Annotated in this window: 16 protein-coding genes; 10 read left to right on the top strand and 6 right to left on the bottom strand. The window is 69.9% G+C overall.

Features of this window, described 5'->3' with window-relative positions; all coding sequences use genetic code 11:
- Positions 1-10: 10 nt before the first annotated feature.
- Together aspS and ACI2L1_RS05020 are read left to right on the top strand one after the other, a co-directional pair.
- Entirely contained in the window at positions 11-1774 is a 1764-nt protein-coding gene (aspS, locus tag ACI2L1_RS05025; RefSeq protein ID WP_404737911.1) for an aspartate--tRNA ligase, read from the top strand.
- Between the two features lie 106 nt (positions 1775-1880).
- A complete protein-coding gene (locus tag ACI2L1_RS05020; RefSeq protein WP_404737910.1) occupies positions 1881-2789 on the top strand; it encodes an intradiol ring-cleavage dioxygenase in 909 nt (302 codons plus the stop codon).
- 62 nt (positions 2790-2851) lie between these two features.
- Here the strand turns inward: ACI2L1_RS05020 and ACI2L1_RS05015 are convergent, their stop codons facing one another.
- The gene (locus ACI2L1_RS05015) at positions 2852-6052 is read right to left on the bottom strand and encodes an FG-GAP repeat domain-containing protein (protein WP_404737909.1); all 3201 of its coding nucleotides are present in this window, start codon (positions 6050-6052) and stop codon (positions 2852-2854) included.
- Between the two features lie 176 nt (positions 6053-6228).
- Here ACI2L1_RS05015 and ACI2L1_RS05010 point away from each other — a divergent pair, with 176 nt between their 5' ends.
- The 5 genes from ACI2L1_RS05010 (at position 6229) to ACI2L1_RS04990 (ending at position 11553) form a co-directional block, all read left to right on the top strand.
- Entirely contained in the window at positions 6229-6879 is a 651-nt protein-coding gene (locus ACI2L1_RS05010; protein WP_404737908.1) for a hypothetical protein, read from the top strand.
- A gap of 124 nt (positions 6880-7003) precedes the next feature.
- On the top strand, positions 7004-7594 hold the full coding sequence (locus ACI2L1_RS05005) for a DUF4956 domain-containing protein (RefSeq protein WP_404737907.1): 591 nt from the start codon (positions 7004-7006) through the stop codon (positions 7592-7594).
- Entirely contained in the window at positions 7591-8370 is a 780-nt protein-coding gene (locus tag ACI2L1_RS05000) for a VTC domain-containing protein (protein ID WP_404737906.1), read from the top strand. The genes ACI2L1_RS05005 and ACI2L1_RS05000 overlap by 4 nt, the downstream gene beginning before the upstream one ends.
- Positions 8367-10082 (top strand): carbohydrate-binding domain-containing protein, encoded by a 1716-nt coding sequence (locus ACI2L1_RS04995; protein WP_404737905.1) that lies wholly within the window; start codon positions 8367-8369, stop codon positions 10080-10082. Before ACI2L1_RS05000 ends, ACI2L1_RS04995 begins: the two co-directional genes overlap by 4 nt.
- A gap of 118 nt (positions 10083-10200) precedes the next feature.
- Positions 10201-11553: a polysaccharide lyase family 1 protein gene (locus tag ACI2L1_RS04990; protein ID WP_404737904.1), complete on the top strand. Its 1353-nt coding sequence runs from the start codon at positions 10201-10203 to the stop codon at positions 11551-11553.
- 10 nt (positions 11554-11563) lie between these two features.
- Here the strand turns inward: ACI2L1_RS04990 and ACI2L1_RS04985 are convergent, their stop codons facing one another.
- Together ACI2L1_RS04985 and metG are read right to left on the bottom strand one after the other, a co-directional pair.
- Positions 11564-12040, bottom strand: a complete 477-nt coding sequence (locus tag ACI2L1_RS04985) for a hypothetical protein (RefSeq protein ID WP_404737903.1) — start codon at positions 12038-12040, stop codon at positions 11564-11566.
- 73 nt (positions 12041-12113) lie between these two features.
- A complete protein-coding gene (gene metG, locus ACI2L1_RS04980) occupies positions 12114-13841 on the bottom strand; it encodes a methionine--tRNA ligase (RefSeq protein ID WP_404737902.1) in 1728 nt (575 codons plus the stop codon).
- Between the two features lie 155 nt (positions 13842-13996).
- Between metG and ACI2L1_RS04975 the strand changes: the two genes are divergently transcribed.
- Positions 13997-14206 (top strand): type II toxin-antitoxin system VapB family antitoxin, encoded by a 210-nt coding sequence (locus ACI2L1_RS04975; RefSeq protein WP_404737901.1) that lies wholly within the window; start codon positions 13997-13999, stop codon positions 14204-14206.
- Positions 14203-14622, top strand: a complete 420-nt coding sequence (locus ACI2L1_RS04970; protein ID WP_404737900.1) for a PIN domain nuclease — start codon at positions 14203-14205, stop codon at positions 14620-14622. Before ACI2L1_RS04975 ends, ACI2L1_RS04970 begins: the two co-directional genes overlap by 4 nt.
- Before the next feature lie 62 nt (positions 14623-14684).
- Here the strand turns inward: ACI2L1_RS04970 and ACI2L1_RS04965 are convergent, their stop codons facing one another.
- Positions 14685-16256: a VWA domain-containing protein gene (locus tag ACI2L1_RS04965; protein ID WP_404737899.1), complete on the bottom strand. Its 1572-nt coding sequence runs from the start codon at positions 16254-16256 to the stop codon at positions 14685-14687.
- A gap of 272 nt (positions 16257-16528) precedes the next feature.
- On the opposite strand from ACI2L1_RS04965, the gene ACI2L1_RS04960 reads away from it, so the two are divergent.
- Complete coding sequence (locus ACI2L1_RS04960) at positions 16529-18583, top strand: PhoX family protein (protein WP_404737898.1); 2055 nt, start codon at positions 16529-16531, stop codon at positions 18581-18583.
- Positions 18584-18672: 89 nt separating this feature from the next.
- Here ACI2L1_RS04960 and ACI2L1_RS04955 read toward each other — a convergent pair whose 3' ends face one another.
- Positions 18673-19650 (bottom strand): endonuclease/exonuclease/phosphatase family protein, encoded by a 978-nt coding sequence (locus tag ACI2L1_RS04955; protein ID WP_404737897.1) that lies wholly within the window; start codon positions 19648-19650, stop codon positions 18673-18675.
- A gap of 10 nt (positions 19651-19660) precedes the next feature.
- Complete coding sequence (locus ACI2L1_RS04950; protein ID WP_404737896.1) at positions 19661-20407, bottom strand: alpha/beta fold hydrolase; 747 nt, start codon at positions 20405-20407, stop codon at positions 19661-19663.
- Positions 20408-20439: the final 32 nt, after the last annotated feature.

Below are 20439 nucleotides of genomic sequence, written 5' to 3'. Positions count from 1 at the left end.
ATGAACGACGATGCATCGGTACAGGTCCCACACCTGCGGCGAGCTCCGCTCCTCTGACGTCGGTACCGACGTCCGACTGAGTGGCTGGCTGCACAATCGGCGCGACCTGGGCGGCATCCTCTTCATCGATCTGCGCGACCACTACGGCATCACTCAGCTGGTCGCCCGTCCCGGCACGCCCTCCTACGAGGCCCTCGACAAGCTGACCAAGGAGTCCACGGTCCGTGTCGACGGCAAGGTCGTCTCCCGCGGCACCGAGAACATCAACCCGGACCTGCCGACCGGTGAGGTCGAGGTCGAGGTAGGCGAGGTCGAGCTGCTCGGCGCGGCCGCCCCGCTGCCGTTCACGATCAACACCGAGGACGGGGTCAACGAGGAGCGGCGCCTGGAGTACCGCTTCCTCGACCTGCGCCGCGAGCGCATGCACCGGAACATCATGCTGCGTACGGCCGTGATCAGCGCCATTCGTCACAAGATGACGGCGCTCGGCTTCAACGAGATGGCCACGCCGATCCTGTCGGCGACCTCCCCCGAGGGCGCCCGCGACTTCGTGGTCCCCTCCCGCCTGAACCCGGGCAAGTTCTACGCCCTCCCGCAGGCGCCGCAGCAGTTCAAGCAGCTGCTGATGATCTCCGGCTTCGACCGCTACTTCCAGATCGCGCCCTGTTTCCGTGACGAGGACGCGCGCGCGGACCGTTCGCCGGGCGAGTTCTACCAGCTCGATGTGGAGATGAGCTTCGTCGAGCAGGAGGACGTCTTCCAGCCGATCGAGAAGCTCATGACGGAGCTGTTCGAGGAGTTCGGCAACGGCCGTCATGTGACGTCTCCGTTCCCGCGGATCCCGTTCCGCGAGGCGATGCTGAAGTACGGCTCCGACAAGCCGGACCTCAGGGCCCAGCTGGAGCTCGTCGACATCACCGACGTCTTCGAGAGCTCGGAGTTCAAGGCGTTCGCCGGCAAGCACGTGCGGGCGCTGGCGGTGCCGGATGTCTCCGCGCAGCCGCGGAAGTTCTTCGACCAGCTCGGTGACTTCGCGGTCTCGCAGGGCGCCAAGGGTCTGGCCTGGGTGCGGGTGGCCGAGGACGGTTCGCTGTCCGGCCCGATCGCGAAGTTCCTCACCGAGGAGAACGTCGCCGAGCTGACCAAGCGGCTGTCGCTGGCCGCCGGTCACGCCGTGTTCTTCGGCGCGGGCGAGTTCGACGAGGTCTCGAAGATCATGGGCGCGGTCCGCGTCGAGGCCGCCAAGCGCGCCGGGCACTTCGAGGAGGGCGTCTTCCGGTTCTGCTGGATCGTCGACTTCCCGATGTACGAGAAGGACGAGGAGACCGGCGCGATCGACTTCTCGCACAACCCGTTCTCCATGCCGCAGGGCGGTCTTGAGGCCCTGGAGACCCAGGACCCGCTGGACATCCTGGGCTGGCAGTACGACATCGTCTGCAACGGCGTCGAGCTCTCCTCCGGCGCGATCCGGAACCACGAGCCGGACATCATGCTCAAGGCGTTCGAGATCGCGGGCTATGACCGTGAGACCGTCGAGGAGAAGTTCGCCGGCATGCTGCGCGCGTTCCGCTTCGGCGCCCCGCCGCACGGTGGCATCGCCCCCGGTGTCGACCGCATCGTGATGCTGCTGGCCGACGAGCCGAACATCCGCGAGACGATCTCCTTCCCGCTCAACGGCAACGCCCAGGACCTGATGATGGGCGCGCCGACGGAGCTGGAGGAGACGCGGCTGAGGGAGCTGCACCTGTCGGTGCGCAAGCCGCAGCCCAAGTAGGCCAGGCTGTCAGTGGCTCGGAACCGACGTCGGTTCCGGGCCACTTCGCTATTCACAGGTCTTTCCGATGTTCCTGCCAGGATTCCGGGCTCTACGTTCCCTGGCCATGACGGGAAACCAAGAAACGGAAGAGACAGGGCGGTTGAGGCGTCGCACGGTCCTGGCGGCCGGCGGTGTGACCGTGACCGCGGTGGGGGTGGGCGGGGTCTTCGCCGTCAACGCCGCCGCGGGTGAGGAGACCGCGGAGACCGAGGTCTGCTACCGGCTCACCTCGGAGACCGTCGAGGGGCCGTACTACATCGACGCGGACAAGCTCCGCCGGAACGTCACCGAGGACCGGGAGGGCATCCCACTGCTCCTCGACATCAGGGTGATCGACTCCGAGACGTGCAGGCCGATCCGGGACGCGGCCGTGGACATCTGGCACTGCGACGCGGTGGGTGTGTACTCCGGGTACGAGGCCCAGGGCAACGGCGGCGGAGGACCGGCGCCCACGGGACCACCGCCCACGGACACCCCCACCGCCACGCCCACCGAGACACCTACGGCGGCCCCGACCGACGTCCCCACCGGCCCTCCCCCGGGCGGCGGTCATCAGGAACCCACCGACGACACCCGCTATCTGCGCGGCACCTGGCGCACCGACCAGCATGGTCACGTCGTCTTCCGGACCGTCTTCCCGGGCTGGTATCGGGGCCGTTGCGTCCATGTTCACACCAAGGTGCATGTGGACGGTGAGTGGACCGACGCCGGTTACGAGGGCGGGCACACCTGCCACACCGGCCAGTTCTTCTTCGACGAGGAGTCGGTCCTGGCCTCGGCGGAGCAGGAGCCGTACGTGTCCAACGAGGCCGAGCGCACCACGCTCACCGAGGACACGATCTACGACCAGAGTGGGGTCACGGGCGGCCTGCTCCGGCTGAGGTATCGCAAGGACGACATCGGCAAGGGCGTCCGAGGGTCGATCACGGTCGGCGTGGACCCGGACACGACGAACGACGGCACGTCGATCTGATCCGCGCACGAAAAGGCGCCCGGGACCGTGAAGTCCCGGGCGCCCTTTCGCGCATCCCCTGTCTAGGAAAGGAACTTGTAGCCCTGCCAGCCGGTCGAGATCTTCGCCCGTGCCCCGAACGATCCCTTGCCGTCGCCGTTGTTGCGCCACAGCGTGCCGCCGGTGTCGCGGGAGACGAGGTCCGCCCTGCCGTCGTCGGTGATGTCACCGACGCCGACGACGACGTCGTAGGACCCGCCCCAGTTGGTGAAGAGCTTCACACGGGCCTTGAAAGTGCCCGTGCCGGTGCCGTCGTAGCGGTAGAGGGTGTTCGTCCTGTCCTGGCCGAGGAGATCGCCGATGCCGTCGCCGTTGAGGTCGCCGACGCCGACGATCTTCTTGTAGCCCTTCCAGTTGTCGTAGAGCTTCACGCGCGCGGAGAGCTTGCCGGTGCTGGTGCCCTTGTAGAGGTAGACCGTGCCGGTCGAGGCAGCCCGTGCGATCAGGTCGGGGCGGCCGTCGCCGGTCACATCCCCCGGCGAGGTCAGGACGTCGTACTGGTTCCAGCCGCTGGTGCCGAGTGAGGTGTACGACGTCGACGGCTTGACCGGCGCCCCGCAGCCCGGCTTGTACAGGCGCAGGGCGCCGCTGCTCAGCCGTACGAGGACGTCGTTGCAGCGGTCGCCGCTCAGGTCGCCGAAGGGGATCGCCCTGATGGTGGTGGGCCAGCCGCCGGCGCTGACCTTCTCGCCGAACCTGCCCGTGCCGGTGCCGCCCTGGAAGGTCAGCCCGCCGGAGGAGTTGAGGGTGAGCAGGTCACCGCGGCCGTCCGGGCCGTCGGGGCTGACGAAGTCGTGGCGCACCGCCGAGCCACGCGAAAGATAGCCCTCGCCGCTGGTCACCGTGACCGGGGCGGCCGTGGCCAGCCCGGTCGCCTTCAGCGTCCATGTGAAATCGCCGTTGGGGAAGGGGACCCCGCTCGACGTCTTGCCGTTCCAGTTCGCCGTCACCTCCGCCGATGCGGCGCCGCCGGTGATCGTGCGGGTGGCCCTGCCGGTCGCGCCGCTCTGCACCGACGTGAAGGTCAGGGACCAGGAGGTGATCGGACGGGACAGCGTCCACTGGCCGGTCCAGGCCGGCGTGGAGCCGGGCTCCACGTAGCCCTCTGCCTCCGTGCGGAACGCCGTCACCGCGGACGGGGTGACACCCGTCGTGGCCACATGCGTCTGCTCGAACTTGTCGAACCAGCCGACCAGACCGGTGTACTCGTCGACCGTCCACCGGAAACGACGGTCCACGGCGAGCCCGGAGTCGGGGAGGCCGGAGGCGACCACGCGCGTGGCGCCCGTCGTCACGTCCGTCAGGACCAACTGGTCGGCCTCGTGGTCGTGGCGGACCGTGAAGCCGTCGCCGAGCAGGACGTCACCCGGGGTCACGGCGACGGACTTGGCGGCCTTGGTGTCGTAGACGCCCGCCGAGCCGCCGGCGCAGGACCAGTACACCCAGCGGCCCGCCGCCTGGAGTTCGCTCGGCACACAGCCCAGGTTCGGGACGTCGACCGTGGCGAGGGTCTTCTTCGCGGTCAGGCTGTACGAGGTCAGGCGGCCGGAGGTGGTGGTGGCGCTCCACAGCACGGAGCCGCCCAGAGCGGCCGCGCGGACCGACCGCTTCAGCTGCTCGCCGTAGCCGAACTCACCGACGTACTGCGTCGGCGTCGTACCACCGGAGTCGTACACCGCGTAGTCGTCGGAGACGTCGACGATCGCGCCGTCCTTGGTGCCGTAGGCCAGCGAGTAGTTGGACCATCCGTCGTGGAGGGAGACCAGCCGGTCGGCGTTCGACAGACCGGTGCCGCCCTCGTCGACGTCGTCGAACGTCTGGAGATGGACGTCCTCGGGGCTGTTGCCCCACAGGGCGGAACACGTGGTGCCCTGGTAGGGGCACACGGCCGAGACCGAGTCGCCCTCCGTGGCCGCGGAGGCGGTCAGCTCGGTGCTGCCGTTCGTGGTGAGGGCGCGGACCGAGGTGGTGTCCATGATGCTCGTGGAGCTGTCCTCCGCCACCCGCAGGCTGCCCCGGCTCAGGGCGATGCCCGTCTTGACGTTCTCCAGCGGGGCCACCTTGGAGACCCGCTCCAGCCCTGGGACGCCGTCCGCGCCCGGGACGACCCGCTGGACCCACCAGTCGGCGGCGCCGGTGCCGCCGGTGACCAGCGCGGTCCCGTCGGGGGCGGCCAGGGGAGTGCCGTACGACCAGGTCAGCAGGGTCTTCGTGGTGCCGTCGGCCAGTGAGACGGCCCGGACCGCGCCGCCGTTGGTCGCGAGGACCAGCCAGTCGCCGACCAGAACGGGGACCGGGGTGCCGGGCAGGTCCTCGCCGGTCACCGGGGTGGTCTCCGCGGCGGTGAGGTCGGTGCGGGGCTTCAGGTGCAGTCCGGAGGCCTCGGTGTACCAGCCGACGCGGTCGTCGGTGAGCACGAGCTCCGGCACCGTCTCCTTGGGCAGTCCGGTGAAGACCGGGGTCAGCCGGGCGGTGGCGAAGTCGAGGTAGGCGACGGTGTACGTCGTGAAGTCGCCGTTCGCGTCACGGTCGGGGTAGGTCAGCAGGGAGCCCGTCGCGTCGCCGGTGCGCGCGGTGTTCCACTCCCAGGTCCCGTCGGCCGGGTAGCCGTCGACCACGCGGTCGCGCTGCCCGCCGTCGACCAGGTCGACGAGGTGGAGCACATAGCCGTCCAGTTCCTGGCCGTCGACGACACCGTTCCACTCGACGGTGACCGTCGTCTCGCCGTACGTGCCCACGCGGTCGGCCGACTGACTGAGGTCCACGGTCCTCAGGGCGCCGCCGCCCGGGCTCCACAGCGACACCGGGTCGCCGTAGGTGCGGTGGGGCAGGGCCACGGTGTCGGCGGCCTGCCCGAACACGCCCGAGGCGCAGCGCGCGGAGATGTCGTAGCAGCTGGTGGTGGTCGGCTGGTAGACGCCGGAGGTGCCCTCGACGGGGACGGTGGTGCCGTCGTCGTAGTCCGTCCACAGCAGGCCCGCGACCCCCGACTGCCGGTGCAGGTAGCCGGTCGCGCCCGCGGCGAGCAGGCGTTCGGTGCGGGGGGTGGTGCTGCGGGGATCGTCCAGGACGATCTCGGCGGTGGCGGCCGCGGCGGTGGTGGCCGCCTGCGCGCCGCTGTCCTCCATGCCGGAGAACAGGGTGATCGAGCCGGCCGCGACGGTGACGGCCAGTGCGGAGACGAGAGCGGAGCGCGCTGCCCGTCTCGGGGCGTGTCTGCCCAACTGAGGGTCCTTCCGTATGAGTCAGCAAACCTTATAGGCAGGTAAAAAACCTGTGTGATCGCCCCCATGGAAATCCCATGGGGGCCGCACAGGTTCCTCGGTGCCTCCGCATAGCGGCGAGGCGTGTCATAGGGGACATGAGGTCGCGTTGACCTGCTGACACGCTGGAGGAAGCGATGGGGTTCATGGTGTTGCTCGCGCTGGTGCTGATTGCCGGGGCGGCCGCCGCGGTGGCCGCGCAGCGGCGTGCGGCCGGCGGGGCGGGGGTCGTCCCGCTCGCGCCCGCCGATGACTTCGACGCCCGCGCCGAGGCCGAGCGCTGGGTCGAGCGGCTCGGCGGGAGTCTGTCCACGCTGGACGCGGGCGGCGACAAGGCCGCCGTCCAGGCGCTGGCCGACGCGAACGAGCGGTACCGGGCCGCTCAGGGGCAGCTCGTCGCCGCCGGTACGCCCGCGCAGTACGCGATGGTGACGCAGACCGCCGTCGAGGGGCTCCACTACGTCCGCGGTGCCCGCACCGCCCTCGGCCTCGACCCCGGCCCCGTCCTGCCGGACCTCGGCACGGTCACGGTCACCGCCCGGGACGGCCGGGTCACCGTCGACGACCGGACCTACGCCGTCTCCGACCGTCCGGGCGGCGCGACGCCGTACTACTACCCCGGCGGGGTCGTCGGCGGCCGGCGGGTCCCGGGCGGCTGGTACAGCCAGCCGTGGTGGAAGACGGCGCTGGTGGCCGGGGCGGCGGGCGCGGGCGGCATGCTGCTCGCCGACGCGCTGTTCGACGGGTTCCACCACCACGGGCCCGGTCCCTTCGACGGCATCTTCTGAACCGGCAGGGCGAACAGGTGGACCTTTGCCTCCAGTTCACTTCTCTGAGGCCCTCTCTTTACTTCTCAAACTCGTTTAAGAGAACTGAAAGCGGCCTCACAGGAAAGGGTCCGACTGTCGGTCCATGACCTCAACGGCCGCACATCAGCTGGTACTCGTCGCCTGCGACCTCGGCGCCATCTGCGTCCTCGCCTTCGCCGTCTACTTCCCGCGCCACCACCGCCGGGACCTGGTCACGGCCTTCCTCGGGGTGAACGTCGGCGTGCTGGCCGTGGCGATGACGCTGAGCTCCGCATCGGTCGGGATCGGCCTGGGAATGGGCCTGTTCGGGGTCCTGTCGATCATCCGGCTGCGGTCGTACGAGATCGCCCAGCACGAGATCGCCTACTACTTCTCCGCCCTCGCCATCGGCCTGCTCAACGGGCTCCCGGAGGCCGTGAGCGTCCTCACCGTGAGCCTGACCGCGCTGGTACTGGCCGCCCTCTATGTCGGCGACCACCCCCGTCTCTTCCCCCGGCACCGGCAGCGCGTCCTGCGCCTCGACTCGGCCCACACCGACGAGTCCGCGCTCCGCGCCCACCTCGAAGCCCTGCTCGGCGGACGGGTGGTGAACCTCTCGGTCCAGCACATCGACCTCGTCAACGACACCACGCTTGTCGAGGTCCGGTACGTGGTCCCGGTCGGTGTGCCGGTGGAACAGGAGGTGCGCGTATGACCGCCCTCGACTCCCTCGGCACGCTCCCCTCCGTCGGTCTCGGCGAACTCGTGGCCCGCGCGGGGCTGTTGACCCGCTTCGACCGCAAGTACGTGCTCCCGGTCGTCGACCTCCCCCTGGTGTTCGGCGGTCTCGACGAAGACGTACGGGTTCTGGAGATCGGCGGCGAGCGGCAGTTCGGGTACCGCTCCCTGTACTTCGACACCCCCGGCCTCGACGGCTACCTGGGAGCCGCCCGGCGCCGCCGCAGACGCTTCAAGCTCCGCATCCGCACCTATCTCGACTCCGGCGAACACTTCGTCGAGGTCAAGACGCGGGGGCCGCGCGGTACGACGGTCAAGCACCGCATGCCCTACGGCGGTGACCTGGGCCGACTCGACGAGGATGCCCGGGTGTTCGTCGACGCCGTGCTCGCCGGGGCCGGTGTCGACGCCACCGGCTTCCGTTTCGTGCCGACACTGACGACGACGTACCGCCGCACCACCCTCCTCCTCCCCGCCACCCTCAGCCGGCTGACCGTCGACACCGGGCTCATCTGGAGCCTGCCCGACGGCACCGCCGTCCTGCGCGCTCCGGACCGCGCGGTCGTCGAGACCAAGGCGGGCCGGGCGGGGTGCGACGCGGACCGGCTGCTGTGGTCGCTGAAGCACCGGCCGTGCCCGGTCTCGAAGTACGGCACCGGACTCGCCGCACTCCGCCCCGAACTGCCCGCCCACCGCTGGCTGCCGGTCCTGCGGCGCCACTTCCCCACCGCCCTCGACGGGAGCCCGGTATGAGAACGGTTCGTATGAAGGCCGTCGGCGCGCTGGCCGCGGCGGCACTGGCCGGCTGCACGTCGTCCTCCGACGGCGGCTCCGCCGCGGAGAGTTCGTCCTCCCCTACGGCGGTGGGGGGCGCCCAGAGTGCGGCCGCCGTCCTCGGCGCCGACGAGGAGGCCCATGCGGTGGACGCCTCCGTGGCCGACGCCGAGGACCTCGCGCTCGACGGCGACCCGGTGACCGTCACCTCGGAAGGGACCTACCGGCTCAGCGGAAAGCTCACCGACGGGCAGGTCGTCGTCAACGTCCCCGAAGGGAAGGTGACGTTGGTCCTCGACGGCGTGGACATCACCTCGTCCACCGGCCCGGCGATCGAGGCGAGTGAGGTGGACGAACTGACGGTCGTCCTCGCCGACGGCAGCGAGAACACCCTCACCGGCTCGCACGACGAGGACGCGGTGCTCGACAGCGCCGGAGACCTGACGGTCACCGGCAAGGGGTCGCTCACCGTGCACGGCGACGGAAACGACGGCATCGCGAGCTCGGACGGCCTGGTGATCGCCTCAGGGACGGTCACCGTGGAGGCCGAGGACGACGGGATCCGGGGCAAGGACTACCTGGTCGTCCGAGGCGGAACAGTCACCGTCAAAGCGGGCGGGGACGGACTGAAGTCCGACAACTCCGAGGACACCAAGGCCGGTTACATCATGGTCAGCGGTGGGGCGGTGAAGGCGCGGAGCGCGGGCGACGGGGTCGACGCGGCCACGGACCTGGTGGTGACCGGGGGTTCCCTGGACGTCACCAGCGACTCGGCCTCGTCCTCGGCGCACGGCCTCAAGGCGGGTGTGATCGCCGTACTGGAAGCGGGAGCGATCACCGTCGACTCCTCCGCGGACGCCGTCCACAGTGACGCGGCCGTCCACTTCAACGGCGCGAAGGTCACGCTGGCCGCCGGTGACGACGGGGTGCACGCGGAGGGCGAACTCGTCATCAGCAAGGGCGAGTTGGAGATCACGAAGTCCAACGAGGGCCTGGAGGGCAAGGACATCCTGGTCCGCGGCGGCACGTCGAAGGTCACGTCGAACGACGACGGGGTCAACGCGTCCGGCAGCGAGGCTTCCTCGGACGACCAGGGCGGTGGCTTCGGCGGCGGACCCGGTGGCGGTGAGGGCACCGGCGACTACACGGCGACGATCACCGGCGGCACGCTCGTCGTGAACGCCGAGGGCGACGGCTTCGACTCCAACGGCACCGCCGAGATCACCGGCGGCACCCTCGTCGTCAACGGCCCCCAGCAGGGAGGCAACGGGGCCCTCGACGTCAACGGCAGCTTCACGGTGAGCGGCGGCGAGTTGCTGGCCTCGGGCAGCGCGGGCATGGTCGTGGCACCGGACTCCGAGTCCGGGCAGGGCTGGCTCTCCGCCACCCTCGACTCCTCCGTCGAGGCCGGCACGACCCTCCACATCGTCGACTCCGACGGCACGGTCGTGGCGTCGTACGTCACCTCGAAGGCCATCCAGAACATCGTCTACTCGGGCGAGGGCATCGAGAGCGGCGAGGAGTACAAGGTGTACGCCGGTGGCGGTGTCTCGGGAACGAGTACGGGGGGTCTGGCGGAGAAGGGGGAGCTGGGGTCGGGGAGCGCCAAGGCCGAGGTGATCGCGACGGTCACGGCGGGCGAGGCGCCGGAGGGCGGTGGGTTCGGGGGCGGTCCGGGACGACGACAGTAGAAACCCAACCGTGGATCACGGCAACCCCACGGAGACCAGCGGCAACTGAGGGGACGTAAGGCTCCTCACGAGGGCTTCACGCCCCGCTCACGTCGTACAACTCCGTAAGGACTTCTCTGTGGCTTCCCCCTCCCACCGCCGGTCCCTCCGCACCCGCCGCGCCCTGGTCGTCTCCGCCGCCGTGGTGGCCGCCGGCGTCGGTGCCGGTGTCGTCGTGATGAACGCGAACGCCGGAACCGTGGACCTGTACCACCAGACGCTCGCCGCGAAGGACGGCTGGGCGTCCTCCGGCACGGGCACGACCGGCGGCACGAAGGCCGACGCGGCGCACACCTTCACCGTCTCCACGCGGGCACAGCTCGTGAAGGCGCTGGGGTCGGCCACCGACACCACCCCGCGCATCATCAAGGTCAAGGGCACGATCGACGCCAACACGGACGACGCGGGCAAGAAGCTGAGCTGCGCCGACTACGCGTCCGGGACGGGCTACTCGCTCTCCTCGTACCTGAAGGCGTTCGACCCCGCCACCTACGGCACCTCCAAGCTGCCCTCGGGCACCCAGGAGACGGCGCGCGCCGCCGCGCAGAGCAAGCAGGCGAAGAACATCGTCTTCAAGGTGCCCGCGAACACCACGGTCGTGGGCGTGCCGGGCACGAAGGCCGGGATCTCCGGCGGCATGCTCCAGATCCAGAACGTGGACAACGTCATCGTCCGCAACCTCTCCTTCGCCGACACCGAGGACTGCTTCCCGCAGTGGGACCCGACCGACGGCGACGACGGCAACTGGAACTCCGAGTACGACTCCGTGACCCTGCGCGGCGCCACCCACGTCTGGGCGGACCACAACACCTTCACGGACGCGCCGCACCTGGACTCCGCGAACCCGGAGTACTACGGCCGCGAGTACCAGGTCCACGACGGGGCGCTGGACATCACCAAGAGCTCGGACCTGGTGACCGTCTCCCGCAACCAGTTCACCAACCACGACAAGACGATGCTGATCGGCAGCAGCGACAGCGAGCCCAGCGGCAAGCTGCGCGTCTCCATCCACCACAACGTGTGGAAGGGCATCGTCCAGCGGGCGCCCCTGTCCCGGGTGGGCCAGATCCACATCTACAACAACTACTACGACGTCACGACCCTGAACGGCTACGCCCTGCAGTACAGCATCAACTCCCGCGCCAAGGCCCAGGTCGTCGCCGCGGACAACTACTGGAAGGTCCCGTCCACGATCAAGGTCTCCAAGATCCTGAGTGGCGACGGCACGGGCGCGATCGCCGGCTCCGGCAACCTGGTCAACGGCACGGCGACGGACCTGGTCGCCGCCTACAACGCCGCGTCCTCGAAGGACCTGAAGACCACGGTGAACTGGACCCCGACCCTCACGACGGGCCTGGAGTCCTCGGCCTCCGCGGTGAAGAACCTGCCGACGTCCCTGGCCACGACGACGGGCGCCGGAGTGCTCTCCTAGCCCACCCGGCTCAGGTGTCGTAGGTCCCGTCCCACGGTTCCGCGAAGGCGAGACGGTCCGGGTAGAGCTCCGCCCACTGCTCGCCCTCGTCCTCGCGGACCACCAGCCCGAAGAGGACGCCCTCGTGGGTCACCTGGAAGGGACGGATCGCGATGTCCGTGTAGGAGCGGCGGGGCAGGCTGCGCAGCAGTGTCGCGCGGTGGACCTGGGCGCGGGTCAGGGGGGAGGCGTCACCCTCCGGGTCGCGCTTCTGCTCCGCCCACGTCCCGGCACACCAGATATCCGAGTCGCGGTAATTGCCCTCCGCGTCGAAGGTATGCAGAACCGCGTAGAGGCGTTTCTGCTCTTCCCAGCCTTCCTCAAGGTGGAACCCCTCGGGGAAGGCGTACGTGATCGACGCCAGGAACTGACCCTCCGCATACCGCCCGATCGTCTCGGTGCGGTGCCTCGGCTCGTAGGCGACAGGAATGACACCGGGCACGGCCATGGCGCAAACCTTACGGCTTGGCGCGGACACGGCGATGCCCGGGTCCATATCCGGACCGCTCCGGGCAGTCGTACTACTCCGGGGAGCCGCCGAAGCGCTCCTTGTACGTCTCCAGGTCGTCGTCGGTCAGCTTGGCGAAGAGGACCGGGGGGACCGTGAAGGGGGTGCCGGTGGGGACGGCGGTGAGGGTGCGGGCCGCCTCCGGCGTGACCCAGGCCGCGGTGTCGTCCTTCAGGGCGAAGGCCTGGCGCATGGCGGCCGAGGTCGCCGGGATGAAGGGTTCCGAGACCACCGCGTAGAGGTGGATCAGGTTCATCGCGGTGCGGAGCGTCAGGGCCGCGCCGTCCTTGTCGGTCTTGATCTCCAGCCAGGGAGCCTTCTCCTCCAGGTAGGAGTTGCCGGCCGACCACAGCGCGCGCAGGGCCGCCGCGGCCTTGCGGAACTGGAGCGCCTCCATCTGGGACTCGTACTCGGCGAGCAGACGGGCGATCTCCTCGCCCAGCTTCGCCTCGGCCTCGCCGGGCTCGCCGCCCGCCGGGACCTCGTCGCCGAAGCGCTTCTTCGAGAACGACAGGACACGGTTGACGAAGTTGCCGAGGGTGTCCGCCAGGTCCTTGTTCACCGTCGCCGTGAAGTGCTCCCACGTGAAGGACGAGTCGTCCGACTCGGGCGCGTTCGCGATGAGGAAGTAGCGCCAGTAGTCCGCCGGCAGGATGTCCAGGGCCTGGTCGGTGAAGACCCCCCGCCGCTGGGACGTGGAGAACTTCCCGCCGTAGTACGTCAGCCAGTTGAAGGCCTTGACGTAGTCGACCTTCTTCCACGGCTCGCGCACACCGAGCTCGGTCGCCGGGAACATCACCGTGTGGAACGGGACGTTGTCCTTCGCCATGAACTCGGTGTACCGGACGTCGGTGTCGACGTCGTACCACCACGACTTCCAGTCCCGGTTCTCCGGGTCTGTGTCTCGCGCAGCGTCTGCCCACTCCTTCGTCGCTCCGATGTACTCGATCGGGGCGTCGAACCAGACGTAGAAGACCTTGCCCTCCGCGGCCAGCTCCGGCCAGGTGTCGGACGGGACCGGGACACCCCAGTCCAGGTCACGGGTGATCGCACGGTCGTGCAGACCCTCATTCAGCCACTTGCGGGCGATCGAGGAGGCCAGCTGCGGCCAGTCGGCCTCATGCCGGGAGACCCACTCCTCGACCTCGTGCTGCAGCTTCGACTGGAGGAGGAAGAGGTGCTTGGTCTCACGGACCTCCAGGTCCGTGGAGCCGGAGATCGCCGAGCGCGGATCGATGAGATCCGTGGGGTCCAGGACACGCGTGCAGTTCTCGCACTGGTCGCCGCGGGCCTTGTCGTAGCCGCAGTGGGGGCAGGTGCCCTCGACATAGCGGTCCGGGAGGAAGCGCCCGTCGGCGGGGCTGTACACCTGGCGGATGGCGCGCTCTTCGATGAACCCGTTCTCGTTGAGGCGGCGGGCGAAGTGCTGGGTGATCTCGACGTTCTGCTCGCTGGAGCTGCGGCCGAAGTAGTCGAAGGCCAGCGCGAAGCCGTCGTAGACCGCCTTCTGGGCGTCATGGGCCTGCGCGCAGAACTCGTCGACCGGGAGCCCCTGCTCCTTCGCGGCCAGCTCCGCCGGGGTGCCGTGCTCGTCCGTCGCGCAGATGTAGAGAACCTCGTGACCACGCTGGCGCAGGTAACGGGAGTAGACGTCCGCCGGGAGCATGGACCCCACCATGTTGCCCAGGTGCTTGATCCCGTTGATGTACGGAAGGGCGCTGGTGATGAGGTGTCGAGCCATCGGGGGATGCTCCCAGGTCGCTGCGTGGGGTGACGGATGCCGACCGGCTGCTTGGCCGGGCCGTCGTACGAACTCTGGAATCGTAGTCGACCGGGACGATTGAGAGGACCTCTAATATATTCCGGGCTCGGCTCATCTATATATGGAGGTCCTTCATGTCGAAGCTGCTCATCGAGGTCGACGACGAGGCTCTGGCGGAAGCCCAGCTCCTGCTCGGCACGAAGACCAAGAAGGACACCGTCAACACCGCGCTGCTGGAGGTCGCCAGGCGGCGCAGCCGGGCCATAGCGCTGGCCAAGCTCCGCGAGAGGGGGGCGCGCGGCGACTTCGACATCCTCCTGGACAAGAGGAACTACCGCCGATGAGTGACGTCCCGTATCTCGTCGACACCTCGGCCGCCGTGCGCCTGCTCACCAGCGACGCGTACGACGAGCAGTGGGGGCAGGTGCTCGACAACGGGCTGGTCGCGCTCTGTGATCTGACCGAGCTGGAGATCCTCTTCTCCGCGCGCGGACGAGCGGACCGCGAGGGCATTCAGGCGGAACTGCGGCAACTGTTCAGCCGGACCCTCATGCCCGACGGCATCTACCAGCGCGCCCGCGAGGTTCAACAGCTCCTCACCGACAACGGCGAACACCGCTCGGCCGGACCGGCCGACCTGCTCCTCGCCGCCACGGCCGAGCTGTCGGGTCTGACCCTGCTCCACCACGACCGGGACTTCGAGACGATCGCCGGTCGCACGGGCCAGTCGACCGCCTGGCTGGCCGAGCCCCAGCCCTGAGCCACTACGCGGACGGGGCCCGGTGGTTTTCCGGGCCCCGTCGTTGAACTTCGTCCTGCCGGCTACGGGCGCCAGTTCCCCAGGATGCCCTCGTAGATCTCCGCGTCGGTGAGTTCCTTCGGGGTCTCGCCGGCGAGGAAGTGGGAGGTGTTGGGGTGCTTGAGCTTGCGGAGGTAGTCGAAGGCCTTGTTCTCCGGGTCACCGAAGGCGACGAACGAGAAGAAGACGGTGGGGTGGGTCTTCGCCGCCTCCGTGAGGGCCTGGGTGGCGGGGGTCTTGGCGTCCGGGGCACCGTCGGTCTGGAAGACGACCAGGGCGGGAGTGTCGGGGGAGTTCTTGGTGTGGTGGGTCAGGACTTCCTCGACGGCCGCGTGGTAGCTGGTACGGCCCATGCGGCCGAGGCCGGCGTGCAGCTCGTCGATCTTGTTCTCGTGCTCGGTGAGGGTGAGCTCGCCGGTGCCGTCGAGTTCGGTGGAGAAGAAGACGACGTGGACCTTGGCGGCCGGGTCCAGATGGGCGGCGAGAGCAAGGGTCTGCTCACCGAGGGCCTGGGCGGAGCCGTCCTTGTAGTACGCGCGCATGCTCGCGGAGCGGTCCAGGACGAGGTAGGTGGTGGCGGTGGTGCCGGTGAGGCCGTGGGCGGAGAGAGTGGCGGCGGCGGCGGTGTAGGCGGTGCGGAGGGTGGCGGGTACGGAGTCGTTGTTCCCACCCGTACTGTCCGTGACGGTCTCGTCGTCGGCTGCCGGAGCGTTGTCCGCTGCCGACGGGGCCGCGACCGGCTCCGGCTCGGGCTCGGGCTCTACGACGGGTTCGGGAGCCGCGGCGACGGTGGCCTCGGTGATCGGCTCGGGCTCCGCGGCAGAGGCGGTCTCGGCGACCGGCTTGGACTCGGCTCCGGGCTCCGGCTCCGGCTCCGCGGAGACAGCCGGTTCCGGTGCGGTCTCCGCGACCTGCGGCTGCTCTTCCTCCGCAGCCGCGGGCGCCGGCGCTTCTGCCACCGGCTCCGCTACGGCCGTGTCCTCCGCCACCGGTTCCTCGGCGACGGGCTTCTCGGGCGCCGGCTCTTCGGCGGCGGTCTCGTCAGCGACCGCGTCCTGGGCCACCGGTTCCTCGACGGAGGCCTCGGGCTCCTTCTCCGCCAGGGGCTCCTCGGTAGCGGCTGCCTCCTCGGCCGGCTGCTCCTCTGCGACCGGCTCCTCAGCGGCAGGCTCCTCCGCGACCGGCTCCCCGGCGGACGACCCAAGCTCCGTCGCCGAATCCTCTGAGGTCGGCGACTCGGCCGGCGCCGTCGCCTCCTCGGTGGGCTGCCCCGCCTCGGGCGCTGTTGCCCCGGCCGGCGCCTGAGACGCCGCTGTCTCCGCGTGCGCCCCTTCGTCCGGTGTCCCCTCCTTCGGGACCTCCACGTTGTCGAAGGCGGCCGAGACCAGCTCGTGCTCGGAGTCCGTGGAGAGTGTGGCGGTGCGGGGCTCGGGGACCGTGGCCGTCGCCGGGGAGGGAGGTGTGGGCTCCGTCGCCGGGGACGGGAGCTTGGGTTCCGCCGCCTGCTGCGAAGGAACCGTACCCTCTGCCTCAGTGGCAGCGGCCTTGCGTGATCGGCCGCCGAACGCGTTCCGCAGGAGAGTGAGAATGCCCATTTGCGCACCCCTTCGCATGAGTTGAAGCCCGTCAATCCCTGGCCAGGACGGACACGTAAGGTTAGCGGCCCCGGATCGCGATCTTGGGCAGGGGCAGGTGGCCGACGTACTCCACGTCAAGACCTACTTCCGGACTTCACTCACGGACGCCCACAACTCCCCTACGTCCACTCCGGGTTCATCCGCAGTTCACCGCCTCGCCCCGCTCCCGCACAGACGCGCCCCTACCGTCCGTCACGCGAGCTTCAAGGGGAAGCAAGGGGAGAGTAAAAGTGCGTATACAGCTGCCGCTGATCACGAAGTCGGAGTCGCATCCTGGTGGGCGGTCCGCCCTGACCTGCCGTTTCCGGTGTGGTGACGCCTGTTTCCACCCGGCGCCCAACACCTCCTCCAACCCGTACGTCGGCGATGTCATCGCCACCGCGCTCAGCCGCCGTTCGATGATGCGGGCCGCCGCCGTGGTGACCGTGGCGGCTGCCGCGGGGACGGTCGTCACCGCTGCTCCGGACGCCGAGGCCGCGTCCCGGAAGGGCGCCTCCAAGGGCAAGGGGGCCCGCGGGCTCCGGTTCACGCCCGTCGCGCCCAACACCGCCGACACCGTGACCATCCCGGCCGGCTACTCCCAGAACGTCGTCGTCCGCTGGGGCGAGCCCATCCTGCGCGGTGCTCCCGCCTTCGACCCGGAGAAGCAGACCGCCGCGGCCCAGGCCGGCCAGTTCGGGTACAACAACGACTTCCTCTCGCTGCTGCCGTTGCCCGGCGAGCACGGCCGACAGGTGCTCGTCGCCAATCACGAGTACACCGACGAAGTGCTCATGTTCCGTGGGTACGACGCCGCCAACCCCACCCGCGAGCAGGTCGAGATCGCCTGGGCCGCCCACGGTCTCGGTGTCGTCGTGGTGGAGGAGAGCAAGAAGAACGGCGCGCTCACCCTCGTACCCCGGCACCACCTCAACCGGCGTGTCACCGCCACCACCGAGTTCCGGGTGACCGGCCCCGCCGCCGGGTCCGAGCTGCTGAAGACCTCCGCCGACCCGACGGGCCGCAAGGTGCTCGGCACCCTCAACAACTGCTCCGGCGGGACGACCCCGTGGGGGACCACCCTCCACGGCGAGGAGAACTTCAACCAGTACTTCGCCAACGCAGGTCGGGAGACGGACAAGCGGTACGGGATCGGGACGGGCGCCAGCGAGCGCAAATGGGAGCGGTTCGACAAGCGGTTCGACGTCGCGCAGGAGCCGAACGAGGTCCATCGCTTCGGGTACGTCGTCGAGCTCGACCCGTACGACCCCTCCTCCGCGCCCCGCAAGCACACCGCGCTCGGCCGGTTCAAGCACGAAGGGGCGACCGTGCGGCTCACCCACGACGGGCGGCCGGTCGTGTACTCCGGGGACGACGAGCGGTTCGACTACTTCTACAAGTTCGTCGGCAGCAAGCGGATGAAGCACGGGAGCAGCCGGAGCGTGCGGGAGCACAATCTCTCACTGCTCGATGAGGGGACCTTGTACGTCGCCCGGCTCACCGGTGACTCCCCCGCCATCGAGATCGATGGGACCGGGAAGCTGCCCGCCGACGGGGAGTTCGACGGCAGCGGTGAGTGGATCCCGCTGGCGACCGCCACCGCGAAGGGGGCCGTGTCGCACGTCGAGGGCATGTCCGCCGACGAGGTGTTCGTCTTCACCCGGCTCGCCGGGGACAAGGTCGGCGCCACCAAGATGGACCGGCCCGAGGACATCGAGCCCAACCCGCACTCCGGCAAGGTGTACGTCGCTCTGACGAACAACACCAACCGTGGTGTCGGCGCCAACGCCCCCGCCGACGAGGCCAACCCGCGAGGCGCCAACAAGCACGGGCACATCCTTGAGCTCACCGAGCGGTGGAACCGGGCCGACAGCACGAGGTTCGCCTGGACGCTGTTCCTCGTCGCCGGTGACCCGGAGGATCCCGCCACCTACTTCGCGGGTTTCCCGAAGGACGAGGTCTCGCCGATCTCCTGCCCTGACAACGTGGCCTTCGATCCGCACGGAAACCTGTGGATCTCCACCGACGGCAACCAGCTCGGTTCGCACGACGGGCTGTTCGGCGTGGCGACGAAGGGGGAGCGGCGGGGGGAGCTGAAGCAGTTCCTCACCGTGCCGACGGGGGCGGAGACCTGTGGACCGCTGGTGCAGGACCGGCGCGTGCTGGTCGCTGTGCAGCACCCCGGTGAGATCACCGGGGCGACGGTGGAGAAGCCGGCGAGCACGTGGCCGGATGGGGCGGGGAAGATCGTGCGGCCTGCTGTGGTGGCTGTTTGGCGCAGGGATGGTGGGGACATCGGTTCGTAGGCGGCTGCGGGTGCGTGGGGGCTGGTCGCGCAGTTCCCCGCGCCCCTGAGCGGATCCAGTGATCGTTCTCGCGGTCGCCACCTCTTGCCTCAGCGGCTCCGAAACGCCGTCTGCGCCCCGCCGGCCCCATGCAGCGTGATGTCGACGAGCAGGGCCCGGTGGTCGGTGTCCGGCAGGTCCAGGAAGTGGGCGTCGCTCGCTGAGAAGTCCGGTGACACCAGCACATGGTCGATCTGCGCGCCGAACGCAGGGGCGGTGCGGGCCGGCCAGGTCGGTGTGCGGCCGGAGCCGGTGAGGCGGGCCGCGTCGCGCATGCCGGTGTCGAGGATCGCGCGGAAGGCCGCGTGGTCCTGGGAGGCGTTGAAGTCGCCGGCGAGCACGGTGGGGGTCTGCCCCGCAGCGGCCGCGAAGTCTCGCAGCTTGCCCAGCTCTCCTCGCCACAAGGAGAGTTGGCACGGCAGCGGGGGCATCGGGTGCGCGAGCTGCAGCCGTACGGCGTGACCGTGCACGTCGGCGACGGCCCCGGGCATGCCCATGGTGCTGCCCGGGATTCCGGCGGCGGGCTTCAGGGGGAAGCGGCTGAGGACGACGGACCCCTTCGAGCCGCTTCCCTCCACGGGCTGCCGGTACGGATAGTCCCCGGACAGCGACTCGCGCAGGGTCGCCGAGCAGCCGTACTCGCACTCCTGCACGAACACGAGATCCGGCTTCTGCTCGCGGACGGCGGCGACGAGGGCGTCGGCGGCCCGTCCGAACTCGACGTTCGAGGTGAGGACGCGGAAGGAGGCGAGAACTCGGCCGTCCGGTTCGGCGCCCGTGCCGTAGGGCGTGAGGAACCAGGCCAGCAGTCCGAGGACGACGGCCGCCCACACCGTGCCGGGCCACCAGCGGGTGAGCAGCGCGAGGGTGAGGCCGAGTCCGGCGGGTGCCAGCAGCCAGGGGAGGAAGGCGAGAAGCTGGGGGACGGGGGTGATGCCGTCGGTGTCGGCGAGCCTGCAGCCGACGACCGCGCTCACGGAGGCGAGGAGCAGGGCAGCGGTCCAGATGCCGAGGAGCCGGTGGGTCACCGTCCCGAGCCTACGAGCGGGCGTCGGCCTTCGCCAGGAACTCCCCGAGCGCGGCGTTGAACTCCGCGGCCCGTTCGAGGTTCGGCAGGTGCGCCGCCCCGGCGAACACATGCAGCTGTGACTCAGGGAGGGCCGCGTGCATCGCCTCCGCGTCGGCGACCGGCGTGTAGGTGTCGTCGGCGCCCACGAGGACCAGCGCCGGGACCGAGACGCGGGTGAGCAGTTCGCGGTAGTCGGGGCGGGCGGCGCGGGCGCGCAGGGCGGCCGCGGCGGACTCCGGGCGGGTGGCCGTCATCATGCGGTGGACGTGCGCCTTGACCTCGGCGGAGGCGTAGGGCGCGACCATCTTCTCCAGCACCTCGTCGGCGTATCCGCGCATGCCCTCGCGCAGCAGGCGGTCCGCCATGGTGTGCCGGACCTTCACGCCCTCGGGTGTCTCGGCGGCCGGGAAGGTGTCGGCGAGGACCAGGCCCCGGACGCGTTCGGGGAAGCGCCGGTAGCAGTCCATGACGATCTGGCCGCCCATGGACAGGCCCGCCAGTACGCAGTCCGCCACGCCCCGTTGGTCCAGCAGTGCCTCGATGTCCTCGGCGAACTGGCCGAAGTCGGTGACGGGGGCCGTCCGCGGTGCGGTGCCGTAGCCGCGCAGGTCGGGGGCGATCACCTGGCGGGAGGCGGAGAAGGTCTCGATCTGCGGGTGCCACATCGTGTGGTCGAAGGGGTGGCCGTGGACCAGGACGAGGGGGATCGCTGTCATGCGATCGACCCTAGGTCGGCCCGACTTCTCGG

It is taken from the genome of Streptomyces sp. NPDC019531, from assembly GCF_044903305.1.
GTDB lineage: Bacteria > Actinomycetota > Actinomycetes > Streptomycetales > Streptomycetaceae > Streptomyces.
This window is presented reverse-complemented; position numbering and strand designations above follow the sequence as displayed.

What these genes read in the sequence shown, in the direction of transcription:
- aspS (WP_404737911.1), top strand. Translation starts at nt 11, where the DNA reads ATGCATCGGTACAGGTCCCACACCTGCGGCGAGCTCCGCTCCTCTGAC.
- ACI2L1_RS05020 (WP_404737910.1), top strand. Translation starts at nt 1,881, where the DNA reads ATGACGGGAAACCAAGAAACGGAAGAGACAGGGCGGTTGAGGCGTCGC.
- ACI2L1_RS05010 (WP_404737908.1), top strand. Translation starts at nt 6,229, where the DNA reads ATGGGGTTCATGGTGTTGCTCGCGCTGGTGCTGATTGCCGGGGCGGCC.
- ACI2L1_RS05005 (WP_404737907.1), top strand. Translation starts at nt 7,004, where the DNA reads ATGACCTCAACGGCCGCACATCAGCTGGTACTCGTCGCCTGCGACCTC.
- ACI2L1_RS05000 (WP_404737906.1), top strand. Translation starts at nt 7,591, where the DNA reads ATGACCGCCCTCGACTCCCTCGGCACGCTCCCCTCCGTCGGTCTCGGC.
- ACI2L1_RS04995 (WP_404737905.1), top strand. Translation starts at nt 8,367, where the DNA reads ATGAGAACGGTTCGTATGAAGGCCGTCGGCGCGCTGGCCGCGGCGGCA.
- ACI2L1_RS04985 (WP_404737903.1), bottom strand. Translation starts at nt 12,040, where the DNA reads ATGGCCGTGCCCGGTGTCATTCCTGTCGCCTACGAGCCGAGGCACCGC.
- metG (WP_404737902.1), bottom strand. Translation starts at nt 13,841, where the DNA reads ATGGCTCGACACCTCATCACCAGCGCCCTTCCGTACATCAACGGGATC.
- ACI2L1_RS04975 (WP_404737901.1), top strand. Translation starts at nt 13,997, where the DNA reads ATGTCGAAGCTGCTCATCGAGGTCGACGACGAGGCTCTGGCGGAAGCC.
- ACI2L1_RS04970 (WP_404737900.1), top strand. Translation starts at nt 14,203, where the DNA reads ATGAGTGACGTCCCGTATCTCGTCGACACCTCGGCCGCCGTGCGCCTG.
- ACI2L1_RS04965 (WP_404737899.1), bottom strand. Translation starts at nt 16,256, where the DNA reads ATGGGCATTCTCACTCTCCTGCGGAACGCGTTCGGCGGCCGATCACGC.
- ACI2L1_RS04950 (WP_404737896.1), bottom strand. Translation starts at nt 20,407, where the DNA reads ATGACAGCGATCCCCCTCGTCCTGGTCCACGGCCACCCCTTCGACCAC.